General features: G+C 71.0%; 8 protein-coding genes. 6 read left to right on the top strand and 2 right to left on the bottom strand.

Translation table 11 applies throughout. The annotated features are described in order from the left end of the window. Positions 1-21 precede the first annotated feature (21 nt). Complete coding sequence (locus ACWCRB_RS23700; RefSeq protein WP_450997960.1) at positions 22-1,680, top strand: protein kinase domain-containing protein; 1,659 nt, start codon at positions 22-24, stop codon at positions 1,678-1,680. 97 nt (positions 1,681-1,777) lie between these two features. Next, entirely contained in the window at positions 1,778-3,442 is a 1,665-nt protein-coding gene (locus tag ACWCRB_RS23705; RefSeq protein WP_450997938.1) for a serine/threonine-protein kinase, read from the top strand. On the opposite strand, the gene ACWCRB_RS23710 is transcribed toward ACWCRB_RS23705, so the two are convergent. Further along, positions 3,439-4,308, bottom strand: a complete 870-nt coding sequence (locus tag ACWCRB_RS23710) for a hypothetical protein (protein ID WP_450997939.1) — start codon at positions 4,306-4,308, stop codon at positions 3,439-3,441. The genes ACWCRB_RS23705 and ACWCRB_RS23710 overlap by 4 nt on opposite strands. Positions 4,309-4,648: 340 nt before the next feature. Here ACWCRB_RS23710 and ACWCRB_RS23715 point away from each other — a divergent pair, with 340 nt between their 5' ends. The 4 genes from ACWCRB_RS23715 (at position 4,649) to ACWCRB_RS23730 (ending at position 11,580) form a co-directional block, all read left to right on the top strand. Then, positions 4,649-6,109, top strand: a complete 1,461-nt coding sequence (locus tag ACWCRB_RS23715; protein ID WP_450997961.1) for a diacylglycerol/lipid kinase family protein — start codon at positions 4,649-4,651, stop codon at positions 6,107-6,109. Then, entirely contained in the window at positions 6,106-7,884 is a 1,779-nt protein-coding gene (locus ACWCRB_RS23720) for a serine/threonine-protein kinase (RefSeq protein ID WP_450997940.1), read from the top strand. The genes ACWCRB_RS23715 and ACWCRB_RS23720 overlap by 4 nt, the downstream gene beginning before the upstream one ends. Before the next feature lie 207 nt (positions 7,885-8,091). Beyond that, entirely contained in the window at positions 8,092-9,723 is a 1,632-nt protein-coding gene (locus ACWCRB_RS23725; protein WP_450997941.1) for a succinic semialdehyde dehydrogenase, read from the top strand. A 75-nt stretch (positions 9,724-9,798) separates the two neighbouring features. Beyond that, complete coding sequence (locus ACWCRB_RS23730) at positions 9,799-11,580, top strand: GMC oxidoreductase (RefSeq protein ID WP_450997942.1); 1,782 nt, start codon at positions 9,799-9,801, stop codon at positions 11,578-11,580. A gap of 91 nt (positions 11,581-11,671) precedes the next feature. On the opposite strand, the gene ACWCRB_RS23735 is transcribed toward ACWCRB_RS23730, so the two are convergent. After that, entirely contained in the window at positions 11,672-12,715 is a 1,044-nt protein-coding gene (locus tag ACWCRB_RS23735) for an LAETG motif-containing sortase-dependent surface protein (RefSeq protein WP_450997943.1), read from the bottom strand. Between the last annotated feature and the right edge of the window lie 547 nt (positions 12,716-13,262).

A 13,262-nucleotide genomic window follows, 5' to 3' on the forward strand; every position in this document is an offset into this window, starting at 1 on the left:
TTGCGGGGAAACGTGAATGAGATGCAGGGCCTGCTCCTCGCGGGCCGCTACCGGCTCGTCGACGTCATCGGCAGCGGCGGCATGGGCCGGGTGTGGCGTGCGCACGACGAGCTGCTGCACCGTGCCGTCGCCGTCAAGGAACTGACGGCCGCGCTGTACGTGTCCGAGAGCGAGAAGGCCGTCCTGCTCGCCCGGACCCGGGCCGAGGCGCGCGCGGCGGCGCGGATCAACCACTCCGCCGTCGTCACCCTGCACGACGTACTCGACCACGACGGCCGGCCGTGGATCGTGATGGAACTCGTCGAGGGCCACTCGCTGGCCGACGCGGTCAAGGAGGCCGGACGGATCGAGCCGCGCGAGGCCGCGCGGGTCGGCCTGTGGGTGCTGCGCGCGCTGACCGCCGCGCACGCCGCCGGCGTACTGCACCGGGACATCAAGCCCGGCAACGTCCTGCTCTCCCAGGACGGCCGGGTCCTGCTCACCGACTTCGGCATCGCCCAGGTCGAGGGGGACACGACCATCACGCGTACGGGAGAGATCGTCGGCTCGGTCGACTACCTCGCCCCCGAGCGGCTGCGTGGCGAGGACCCGGGACCCTCCTCCGACCTGTGGGCGCTCGGCGCCACGCTGTACACGGCCGTCGAGGGCCGCTCCCCGTTCCGCCGCACCTCCCCGCTGACCACCATGCAGGCGGTGGTCGAGGACGAGGCCGACGAGCTGCGGTACGCCGGTCCGCTCGCGCCCGTCATCACGGCCCTGCTCCTCAAGGATCCCGCCGTACGGCCCGGAGCGGCCGAGGCCGAACAGATGCTCGCGGAGGCGGCGGAGGGGCGACGGCCCCGCGCGGCCGAGCAGTACGTGCCGACGCTTCACACGGGGGCGATGCGGACGACTGCGGAGGGGGAGGTCGGGACCTTCCGGATGGGCGGGGCCGTGGTCGGCTCCCCCACGCCGGTCCAGGGGACCTTCGGTCCGGTCGTCGGGTCGGCTCAGGTGGGGTCTGCCGCTCCGGCCGGGCCGCGCCGCCGGGGGCGTACGGTCGCCCTCGTCGCCGCGCTGGTCGTGCTCGTCGGCGGGGGTGGGGCGTTCGGGCTGCACCAGTGGAACTCCGGTTCGAAGAACGCCGGTTCGGCCGTCTCGGCCTCGCCGTCCGCCACGGCCTCCGGCTCTCCTTCCGCTACAGCGAGTGCGAGTGGGCAGTCCTCCGCCGTGCCGGGCACCGTGCCCAAGGACTGGGTGCGGGTCGACGATCCGGCCGGTTTCAGTCTCTCGCTGCCCGAGGGTTGGACGCGGACGGAGGCGAACGGGCAGATCGACTACTCGCCCGACGGCGGGGAGCACTTCCTCCGGATAGCCATCGACGAGGACACCGACTTCGACGACCCCTACCTCCACCAACTCGACCTGGAACAGCAGCTCCAGAAACTCAGCGCGTACAAGAGAGTCAGCCTGGAGTCGAACGTGTACCGCGACCGCAAGGGTTCGCTCTGGGACTTCACCTGGACCGCGCTGGCGAAGGACGGGGGGTTCCCGGGGCCGCGGCGGGCCATCGAGCAGGCGTATCTCGGCCGCGACGGCGCCGAGTACCTGCTCTACATGTCCTCTCCGGCGGCCGACTGGGCGACCGCGCGCGAGCAGTTCAGCGCGGTGCTGCGGGGCTGGCGGCCGAAGGTCGGCTGACACCGCCGCGCATACGGCACGCCTGGTAGGGCGGTTGTCGGTCATCCGCCGCTCGGCGCCCCGGAGTCCTGTCCTCCGGTGCGGCATGATGAGGCTCATGGGGACCGAGGGGGACAGCTTCCGTGTGATCGCCGGGCGGTACCGCCTGGAGGCCAGGCTCGGCCGGGGCGGCATGGGCGTCGTCTGGCGGGCGACCGACCAGCTGCTCGAACGGCGGGTCGCGGTCAAGGAGTTGACGCAGGACACCTCCCTCTCGGCGGACGAGGCCCGGCAGCGGCGCGACCGCACCCTGCGCGAGGCGCGCGCGGTCGCCCAGCTGCACCACCCGCACATCATCGTCGTCCACGATGTCGTCGAGGAGGACGAACGCCCGTACATCGTCATGGAGCTGATCGACGGCGGCTCGCTCGCCGACCGGATCTCCGGGGACGGTCCCGTCGACGCCGACGAGGCCGCCCGGATCGGCATCGCCCTGCTCGGCGCCCTGGGCGCGGCCCATGCCGCCGGTGTTCTGCACCGGGACATCAAGCCCGCGAACGTCCTCATGGAGGACGGCACCGACCGGATCGTCCTCACCGACTTCGGGATCGCCCAGGTCGCGGGCGCGACCACCCTCACCGAGAGTGGCTCCTTCGTCGGCTCGCCCGAGTACACCGCGCCCGAGCGGATGTCCGGGACCAGGACCGGGCCGGAGTCCGACCTGTGGTCGCTCGGCGCGCTGATCTGTACGGCGCTGAGCGGTGAATCGCCGTTCCGGCGCGACTCGTTGGGCGGCATCCTGCACGCCGTCGTGATCGACGAGGTACGGCCACCGGCCCAGGCCGCGCCACTCCTGCCCGTCGTACGGGGGCTCCTGGAGCGCGATCCCGAGCGACGGCTCGACGCGGCACAGGCGGAACGGATGCTGCGGGCGTTCCGGGCGACCGGGCGTACGCCGAAGCTGTCGGCCGGGTACTCGCCGGCCCGGCAGCAGGACCGGCGGGGCGAGGACTCCGGCGGGAGACAGGCGCCGACGCCGTCACCTCGCACTCTCTCCCTGCGGCGCCCTTCATCGCGTACCCCATCCCCTCGTACCTCTTCTTCTCGTACGCCGGATCAGGCGTCGCGGCCTTCCGGGCGGGCCGTGCTCATCGCCGCGGTGCTTGTCGCGGCGCTGGCCGGGGCAGGGGTGTCCGCGGCGGCACTGCTGATGAACTCGGGGGACGGCGAGGGTGGGAGGCCGGGGAGCACGGCGACGGTGTCGGGGGCGACGGAGGTGTCGCCCAGCACGATCGGGCCCTCTCCCTCCGGTAGCCCTCCCCCCAGTAGCCCTTCCTCCCGGACCGCTCCCTCCGGCTACCGCCTCGCCCACGACCCACGCGGCTTCGCGCTCGCCGTGCCGGACGGTTTCACGCGGACCGAGCAGAAGGACCGGGTCTTCTATCTCTCACCGGGGGAGACCTTCCGGCTCGGGATCAGGGTCGTCGACCCCCAACCGGGCGGCCCGCTCGGGGTGATGCAGCGGGCGCACGCCAACGGGCCCTCCTCGAACCCCGGTTACCGCGACGGACGGGTCACCGAGACCGTGCACGGCCAACAGGCCGCCGCGCTCTGGGAGTTCACCTGGGACGGCTTCAGCACGACCGAGGGGCCACGCCACACCTACGACCTGTGCTGGGAGGAGGGCGGGCGGATGTACGACGTATGGGTGTCGGCGCCCGTCGGCAAGGTGCGGGAGGCGAAGGAGTATTTCGACGTCGCCCTGGACACGTTCGCCAATTAGCGGAGAACGCGGCGATTCAGGAGACCGGGAACCGCCCTGAGAAGTCCCGCTTTCCCGGTCCTCCCCACGCGCAGTGCGAACCCGCCCTCCGGCCGGAAAACCGGCTTCGCGTACCAAAGTCCGCTTCGCCGCCACCACTTGGCCGCACCCAGTTTCTTCGGCGGCTGCGGCAGCGGCAACGCCCTTTCCCCGAGCCGGAGTTCGCCGCTCCACACGCCGGGCGCCAGCTCGGCGACGGGTATGTGGACGGTGAACTGCTCGCCGTGCGGGGGCCGTACGGCGGGGAAGACGGCCGTGGCATCCGGCTCGTCCTCGTTGGTGAGGTGTACGGTCAGCGCCCCGCGCGGGCATGCGCCGAGTGTGCAGCGGCCGGTGACCAGCAGCTCGGTGGGACGGCCGGCGTGCCAGCGGACGGCTCCGAAGGTGAGCCGCTTCAGCACCGGGTGCTTCCGCTCGCCGAGGTCGATCGTGTAGTTGCCGTACGGGACGGTCGTGTAGAGGGTGACAGCGCGCCGACCTTGTACGGTCTCCGTGATCCGCACGTCGGGACGGCCCGCCAGCCGCTCGGCCCGTCTGCTGCCTATGCGTACCTCGCGCGTGAGCCCCTGGGCGCCGACGGCCAGCGAGATGTCCCACAACCCGTCGTCGAGGGGCGAACCGTCGGCGAGGGTGTCGATGTCGAAGGCGGCCTCGAACCCGGCCTTCTCGTAGGCGTATCTGCCCTCGTCCTCGTCGGCGCCGAGGTGCGGGGACGCGGTGTGCGTGACGGGCAGCCGGTACTCCGTTCCCGTCTCCCTTTCGCGCACGACCAGTTCGGTGGTGACGTCGTGCGTCTCCACCCGGTGCAGATAGGCATATCCGGCCAATCGCACCCGGGTGCCGCGGAGTTCGGCCCGCGAGACGTAATGTCTTATCTCTATTTCGTCCGTTCTGTGTGTTTCGCGCTGTCTCGGGGCATCCGTTTCGGGCACGGTCATCGTCACGTTCTCCAAAAGTGCGAGGGGCCGAATGCGAAGGGCGAAATGTGGAGGGTGAAGTGCGAATGCGTGCGCCGTTTCGGATATGCGTGGCGACTGAGTGGTGAAGATACCGTGACCCGATCGTGTCTTCAAGGAAAGTCCACCGTGATCATCCTGTTCAGCGGGGGGCTGGGTATGGGGAGATCACGAACTCTGCTAAAACGTCGACATGGACATGGGTAGCGGCGTGGGCATCGAGCTGTTCGGGCGTGCGCATGCCCGGCAGCGCTGGGCGGCGCGCGGGGCGCTCGGGGCCGCGGGGCTGGCCGTGCTGCTGCCGATCGGATACGCGGGCATGGGCAGCCTGTTGCTCGGCGTGGTCGGCGTCGGCGGGGCCGTGCTCACCGCCTCCGGCCTGTGGTGGGCGCTCGCCCGGCGCGGCCTCGTACGGGGTGTGGGGGCGGTGCTCGCCGTGGCCACCCCGATCGCTGTCGTCGCCCTCTTCGCCACCGCCAATCTGCTGGGGCCCGCGCTCGCCTCCATCGTCCTGTGGTGCGTCGCCGTGTGGGCCGGGAAATTCGCGCTGAGCAGCACCAAGTCCCATGTCGTGCCGGTCCGTGAGTACGAGGTGCCGGCGCCCGGCCGGCCCTTCCTCCTCATGAACCCGCGCTCCGGCGGCGGCAAGGTCGAGCGCTTCCGGCTGCGCGAGAAGGCGGAGCGGCTCGGCGCCCGCGTCCACCTGCTCGACCCCGACAAACCCGAACCCGAGGACGTCGTCGCCCTGGCCCGGCAGGCGGTCGCGGCCGGCGCGGATCTGCTCGGCGTGGCCGGCGGCGACGGCACCCAGGCCCTCGTCGCGGGCGTCGCCGCCGAACACGGCCTGCCCTTCCTGGTCGTGTCCGCCGGTACGCGCAACCACTTCGCCATGGACCTCGGCCTCGACCGCGACGACCCGGCGACCTGCCTCGACGCCCTCACGGACGCGGGCGGCGTGGAGCTGCGCGTGGACCTCGGCTTCCTCGACACCCACGTGGGCGGTACGGCGGACAGCCGCCCCTTCGTCAACAACGCCTCCTTCGGCGCGTACGCCTCGATCGTGCAGAGCCCCGCCTACCGCGACGACAAGGTCGGCACCACCCTGGGCCTGCTGCCCGAGCTGCTCACCTTCGAGCGCGGCGCGACGCTGACCGCACGGGCGTACCCGCAGACGGAGACGCACGACGGGGAGACCACCGTCCACGCACCGCAGGCCCTGCTCGTCAGCAACAACCGCTACCGCATGGACGACCTGGCCGGCCTCGGCCGCCGCGAGCGTCTGGACGCCGGTGTCCTCGGCGTGCTCGGCATCAAGGTCGAGGACGCCGCCCAGGCCGCCGAACTGCTCCTCGGCCGGTACGCCACCGGCTTGACCGTCGTCACCGCCCGCGAGGTCGTCGTCGAGGCCGACCTGCCCGAGATCGAGGTCGGCCTCGACGGCGAGGCCCTCGTCCTGCCCACCCCCGTCCGCTGCCGCGTCGAACCGGGCGCTCTGCGCGTCCGCGTCCCCCGGGGCCGGCCCGGCGTTCCCGCGCCGACGCCACCCATGGACTGGCGCCGGCTGCGCAAACTGGCGGCGACGGTCGGACGTACGGCACTGCCCCGCCGTACGACGGACGCCCTGAACCGGCGTCGACAAGCGTCGTCCCCGCAGGGTAGGGATGGGGCATGAGCAATGGCGGGGACGGCGGAGGGAACAGGGGCACGGACCGGGGGAGCAAGGGTGACGAGGGGCGACTGGTCGGCGGCCGGTACCGGCTGACCGAGCGCATCGGCTCCGGCGGCATGGGCACCGTGTGGCGGGCCCAGGACGAACTCGTCGAGCGTGAGGTCGCCGTCAAGCAGCCGAGGCTGCCAGGGGACCCGCAGGACGCCGCCCATCAGCGGATCGCCCACCGCCTCCACCGCGAGGCACGGGCCGCCGCGCGCGTCGACCATCCCTCCGCCGTCTCCGTCCACGATGTCGTCGTCGAGGACGGACTCCCCTGGATCGTCATGGAGTTGGTGCGCGGCGAGTCCCTGCACGAGGTGCTCCAACGTGGTGCCATCGAGCCCGCCGAGTCCGCGCGCATCGGCCTCGCCGTGGTCGGCGCACTGCGCGCCGCGCACTCCGTCGGGATCGTCCACCGGGACGTGAAACCCGCCAACGTCCTGCTCGGGCAGCACGGCCGGGTCGTCCTCACCGACTTCGGCATCGCCCACATCATGGGCGAGGAATCCCTCACGATGAGCGGGGAGTTCGTCGGCTCCCTCGAGTTCATCGCCCCCGAGCGCATGTCGGGCCGGGGCGCGGGTCCGTCCTCCGACCTGTGGTCGCTCGGCGTACTCCTCTACGCGGCCGTCGAGGGCTGGTCCCCCTTCCGCCGTACGACCCTGGAGTCCACGCTCGCCGCGATCCTCGCCGCCGAGACGCCCCAGCCCCAACAGGCGGGCCCGCTCGGCCCGTTGCTCGTCCGGCTGCTGGTGAAGGACCCCGCCGAGCGACCCGACGCGGACGAGGTCACGGCGGCCCTGGAGGCGGTGGCGAAGGGCTGGCCGCTGCCGAAGGCGCCGGAGCGCGGGGAGTTGACGGTGGCTCAGGAGCCGTCCGGGATAAGGGAGTTCGCGGACGACGCCGGAACGGTGCGGTTGCGGGGGGACAGCGCTTCAGCCGAGTCCGAGTCCGAGTCCGAGTCCGTGCCTAAGCCCGTGCCCGAGACACCGGTGCCTGGCACGCCCGTACCAGGCGCACCCGTACTCGAGCCCTCCCCCGAGACCCGCGCCACCTCGTTGCCCGCCCCGAAGCCCGCGCGGCGTCGGCGTCGGCTGCGGGTGGCCCTCGCGGTCCTGGCCGGGGCTGTCGTTCTCGTGGGCGTGGGCATGGTGTTCGAGGGCACGATCGTCGAGACCAGTGACGGGGACGCGGCGGTCGCGGGGGCGCCCGGCACCCCGTCCGTCGTGCCGCCTGCCGTACCCACCACCGTCCCCGCGCCCACCGAGGCCCTCCCCACCCTCACCAGCTGGCTGGCCCACGAGGAGAAGGACCTGCGGGCGGTGCTCGCCCTGCCCCGCCAGTACGTCCGCTTCCACGAGCAGGGCGACGCCGACGACCAGCCCCGGATGGCGCTCTACGACAACGACGAGGTCATCCAGGTCCGCCTCACCATGTGGGACAGAGCGCCCAGCTCTCCCATGGGCCGGGCGAAGGAGTCCGCCGAGATCTGGGCGGGGTACGGAGAGTCGACCACCCAGTACACCAACACGACCGTCGACGGCTACGAGGCAGTGCAGGCCGACACGACGTACGAGACCGAGGGCAGGCTCGTCCGGGTCATGCAGGTCATGATCCTGACCGACGACAGCCGGCTGTACGAGCTGCGCGTCGACATGCCCAAGGGAACACCGGACGAGAAGCGGGGCACCGAGGTCTTCAAGGGGGCGCGCGACCAGCTCGCGATCGAGAAGTAGCGCCTCCCGGTGGAGGAGAAGTGATGCAGATCGCTGCCCTGCCGCCGCACTTCGGGTGCACACGCGACGCCCAACGCCCTGATCAGCGGATTCGTTGCCAGTGCTCACTGGCGGCATGCCGGTGAGAGCCGGCGGCTTGTGCGTAGACGGTGAATCCGGGTTACCCATGGGTACCCAAAGGCTCCGAGCCGTCATACCCTGCGGCTCATGACGGACTCGCAGGCCCCGGTAAAGCCCGGCACCGACGCCCCCACCGGTACGAACCCCCTGGCCCCCTCGCCCACAGGCGCCCGCACCGCCGCGGACGTGGTCACGCCCGAGCTGATCGCCCAGCTCACCAAGGGTGTCGTCGGCTCAGGCCGCACCGCCAACCACACCCCGTTCACCGGCGAGAAGCTGGCCGACCTGCCCGAGTCCACCCCCGAGGACGTGGAGAAGGCGTACGAGCGCGCCCGCGCCGCGCAGGCCGTCTGGGAGCAGACCCCGGTACGGCAGCGCGCCGCCGTGCTGCTCCGCTTCCACGACCTGGTGCTGGCCCGCCAGGCCGAGGTCCTCGACCTCATCCAGCTGGAGACCGGTAAGGCCCGCCTGCACGCCCACGAGGAGGTCCAGGCCGTCGCCGTGGCCGCCCGTCACTACGGCCGCATGGCACCCCGCTATCTGAAGCCGAAGCGGCACGCGGGCGCGATGCCCACCCTCACCAAGGTCACCGAACTGCGCCACCCGCGTGGGGTGGTGGGCCAGATCGCACCCTGGAACTACCCGCTGGAACTGTCCGTCGGCGACGCGATCCCGGCCTTCGTCGCGGGCAACGCGGTCGTGATGAAGCCGGACACGGAGACCTGCCTGACGGCCCTGTGGGCCCGGGACCTGCTCATCGAGGCCGGGCTGCCCGCCGATGTCTTCCAGGTCGTCCTCGGCGAGGGCCCGGTCGTCGGCCCCGAGGTCGTCAAGCACGCCGACTACGTCTCCTTCACCGGCTCCACCCGCACCGGCCGCGAGGTCGCGCAGGGCGCCGCCGCGCGTCTGGTCGGGGTGTCGCTCGAACTCGGCGGCAAGAACGCCATGTTGGTCCTGGAGGACGCCGACATCGAGAAGGCGGCGGCGGGCGCGGTCCGGGCCTGCTTCTCCTCCGCCGGCCAACTCTGCATCTCCATCGAGCGGTTGTACGTCCACGAGTCGATCGCGGACGCGTTCGTCGAGCGTTTCGTCGCCCGTACGAAGGCGATGCGGCTCGGCAAGTCCCTCGCGTACGGCGCCGACATGGGCTCGCTGGTCGGCGAACGCCAGCTGGAGACGGTGACGAAGCACGTCGACGAGGCGGTCGCCAAGGGCGCGAAGGTCCTCGCGGGCGGCACGGCCCGCCCGGACATCGGCCCCTACTTCTACGAGCCGACCATCCTCGACGGCGTCGAGACCCCGATGGCCGTCTGCTCGGAGGAGACCTTCGGCCCGGTCGTCTCCATCTACCGCTTCAAGACGGACGACGAGGCGGTGGCGCTCGCCAACTCCACGCCGTACGGCCTGAATTCCTCGGTCTGGACGAAGAGCGCCACCCGTGGCCGCGCCGTCGCGGCCCGCGTCCGCTGCGGCACGGTCAACGTCAACGAGGGCTACGCGTCCGCGTACGGCAGCGTCCAGTCACCCATGGGCGGCATGAAGGACTCCGGCCTCGGCCGCCGCCACGGCTCCGAGGGCATCCTCAAGTACACCGAGGCCCAGACGATCGCCCAACAGCGCCTGCTGCCGATGGCCCCGGCACTGGGCATGGACGACGAGAAGTACGCGGAGTTCATGAGCAGGAGTCTGAGGGTGATGAAGGCACTGAGGCTGCGGTAGCCAACCTAGGGGCGCGGGGAACTGCGCGAGCAACCACAGAGCACCCGCACTGCACACTCAAAGGGGAGAAGGCAAGTGCCAAAGGAAGCTTACGACTTCGACGTGCTCGTCGTCGGCTCCGGCTTCGGCGGCTCGGTAACCGCCCTGCGCCTCACGGAAAAGGGCTACAACGTGGGCGTCCTGGAGGCAGGCCGCCGCTTCACGCGCGACACGCTCCCCCGGAACTCCTGGGACCTCAAGAACTACCTCTGGGCCCCCCGCCTCGGCATGTACGGCATCCAGCGCATCCACCTGCTGGGCAACGTCATGGTCCTGGCGGGCGCAGGCGTCGGCGGCGGTTCCCTCAACTACGCCAACACCCTCTACGTACCGCCGAAGCCGTTCTTCGACGACCCCCAGTGGCGTGACATCACGGACTGGCAGGCGGAGTTGAGCCCGTACTACGACCAGGCCCGCCGCATGCTCGGCGTACGGCTCAACCCGACGATGACCCCGTCGGACGTCCACCTCAAGGCGGCGGCCGAGCGGATGGGCGTGGGCGACACCTTCCACCTCGCGCCGGTGGGCGTCTTCTTCGGCGACGGCGAGGACGCGGCGGGCGGGGTGAAGGCGGCGCCGGGGGAGCAGGCCCCGGACCCCTACTTCGGCGGCGCCGGACCCGCGCGCAAGGCGTGCACCGAGTGCGGTGAGTGCATGACGGGCTGCCGGCACGGCGCGAAGAACACCCTCAACGAGAACTACCTCTACCTGGCCGAGAAGGCGGGCGCGGTCGTCCACCCCCTGACGACGGTCGTGTCCGTCACGGACGACTCACGCGGCGGCTACGCGGTCGCCACGCTCCCGACGGACGCGAAGAGGAAGAGCGGGGGCCGTACGTACACAGCCCGGCGCGTGGTCCTGGCCGCCGGCACCTACGGCACCCAGACCCTCCTCCACCGCATGAAGGCGGGCGGCCAACTCCCGTACCTCTCCGAGCGGTTGGGCGAGTTGACCCGTACCAACTCGGAGGCGCTGGTCGGCGCCCAGACCGACAACCGCCGCTACCGCAAGGTGACGGGCGAGACGAAGGTCGACTTCACGCGCGGAGTCGCGATCACGTCCTCGATCCACCCCGACGAGAACACCCACATCGAACCCGTCCGCTATGGCAAGGGCTCGAACTCGATGGGCGGCCTGTCGATCCTCCAGGTCCCGTACGCGGAAGGGTCGTCGAGGGTCCTGGGCTGGCTGGCGAACGCGGCCCGCCACCCTCTCCTGGTCCTGCGCTCGATCTCCAACCGCCAGTGGTCGGAGCGGACCATCATCGGCCTGGTGATGCAGTCCCTGGACAACTCCCTCACCACCTATCTGAAGCCGAAGGGCGCGGGCAAAGGCCTGTTGACGGCCCGTCAGGGCCACGGCGCTCCCAACCCCAAGCAGATCAGGGCCGCGACGGAGAGCGCCTCCGCGATCGCCGCCGAGATCAACGGCTTCGCCGGCAGCAACGTCGGCGAACTGATGGGCATGCCGCTGACCGCCCACTTCCTCGGCGGCTGTCCGATCGGCGACTCACGCGAGACGGGCGTGATCGACCCGTACCACCGCCTCTACGGCCACCCGGGCATCTCGGTGGTCGACGGCGCCGCGGTCTCCGCGAACCTGGGCGTCAACCCCTCCCTCACGATCACCGCCCAGGCCGAACGCGCGATGTCGTACTGGCCGAACAACGGCGAGGCCGACCCGCGTCCGGCTCAGGGCGCCGCGTACGAGCGTCTGCAGGCGGTCGAGCCGAAGGCACCGGCGGTCCCGGCGGAGGCGTTCGGCGCGCTGCGGCTGCCGTTCCTGGGGATACCGGCGGTGCCGAAGAAGGCTCTGTAGAGCAAAGAGGTCGAAGAAGGCTCACAGAGCAAAAGAGAAGGACCCGCACCCCCCTCCGAGTGCAGGTCCTTCTCTTGTTCTTGCCGGAGGCCTACGCCTCCGTGCCCGCCTTACGACGACGCATCGCGAACACCGCACCCGCACCGGCGACGACGGCGACCCCGCCGACGAGGCCGATCATCGGCAGGGCGGAACTGGAGCCGGTGTCGGCGAGGTTGCCGGTCGGCAGCTCGGAGACGTTGCCCTGGGGCTTCTTGACCGAGTCCTTGGAGCCGCCGTCGCTCGGCGTGGCCGAACCCGGGTCGGTGTTCGAGGAACCGGCCTTCAGTACCTGGAAGTCGTACTGTGCCCAGCCCTCGGCGATGCAGTCCTGGCCGTCGACGTTGTCGATGTAGGCGCCGGAGCCGAAGGAGTAGGCGTCGCCCGCGGGGGCCTGCTTGTCGATGCTGACGCGCAGGTCGACGGACTGGCTCGCCTTGGCCTTCAGCTTCTCGACGTAGAAGAAGTAGTCGCCGGCCCACTCGTCGTCGCCGATGCGGTCCCAGGTGCCGGTCTCGGGGTTCTTGAACTCCAGGTCGACGTACGGGCTGAGGAACTTCGCCTCGTCCAGCTCGTAGTTCTCGATCTCGGCGTAGAAGGCGACGCCCTTGAGGTCGACCGTCGAGTCGTTGGTGACGACCAGCTTGAAGGCGTGGAAGCCGTCGCCCGCGACGATCTTGCCCGGCAGGCCCTTGATGTCGGCGGACACCTGGGCGTTGCTGTAGTTCTCGTCGAGGTCCTCGCAGAACGGGACGTCCGGGTCCGTCGGGTCCTCGCTCGGCTCGGCGGAGACCGAGGGGGAGGCGGAGTCGGACGGGGAGGCCGAGGTGGAGTCGCTCGGGCTCGCGCTCGCGCTCGTGGAGGCGGTGGAGGACGCCGTGTCGGACGGCAGGCCGGTGTCGGAGGGCGCGGGGTCCGAGGGTGTCGCCGACGTGCTGTAGCTCGGGGTCTCCGAGGGGGTCTCCGTGACGGCCGGCGGCTCGCTCGGCGTGGCCGAGGTCGACTCGTCGGCGAACGCGACGGGCGCGGACAGCAGCGCCAGCGGGGCTATGACAGCCGTCACCGCTGCTGCGGCCATGGCTCGGCGAAGCTTCATGAAGACCTCACGACCTCGAAACGTCCAGATGCGGGGCACGGATGTGACCCCTGGTTCTGAACGTGTGACATGCGGCCGCTGTGAATGGTTGCTCTTCACTCACGCGAAATTTATGTGTGCTGGGTCACATGTGTCGTGGATCTTGTGGGTGCCCGGGCATGGCAAAGGGCCCCGCGGGACGGAGCCGCGGGGCCCTTCTCCGTCAGCACCGGCGTCAGGGCAGCGCCGGTGCCTGGGGGAGCGGCGCCGGGGGGTTGCGCCGCGTTATTGGTCTGTGTCCACCGGTCGGCGCCCCGGCGTACGGGGGGCGCACACCCGGTCTGGACCAATGGCAGTCAGTGGTCACACGTCAATGCGGTTGTCTGCTACGGGACTTGGGGTCGCTCTTGCATCGTGCTGGAAGGCCGTCGACTACGCAACCTTTTGACCCAGCCTTGTACTTTTTGACCTTGGCCCAGGCTCCGGCTGCCCTGGCCTTGAACTTTGCCGGCCGACTCCGGGCGTCCCCGGAGCCGACCGTTCTCGGGGGTGACCGGGCTGCTGTCCC

It is taken from the genome of Streptomyces sp. NPDC002156 (assembly GCF_053593675.1).

Coding starts and splice junctions, on each gene's coding strand:
- ACWCRB_RS23735 (WP_450997943.1), bottom strand. CDS start 12,715: ATGAAGCTTCGCCGAGCCATGGCCGCAGCAGCGGTGACGGCTGTCATA.
- ACWCRB_RS23700 (WP_450997960.1), top strand. CDS start 22: ATGCAGGGCCTGCTCCTCGCGGGCCGCTACCGGCTCGTCGACGTCATC.
- ACWCRB_RS23720 (WP_450997940.1), top strand. CDS start 6,106: ATGAGCAATGGCGGGGACGGCGGAGGGAACAGGGGCACGGACCGGGGG.
- ACWCRB_RS23725 (WP_450997941.1), top strand. CDS start 8,092: ATGACGGACTCGCAGGCCCCGGTAAAGCCCGGCACCGACGCCCCCACC.
- ACWCRB_RS23705 (WP_450997938.1), top strand. CDS start 1,778: ATGGGGACCGAGGGGGACAGCTTCCGTGTGATCGCCGGGCGGTACCGC.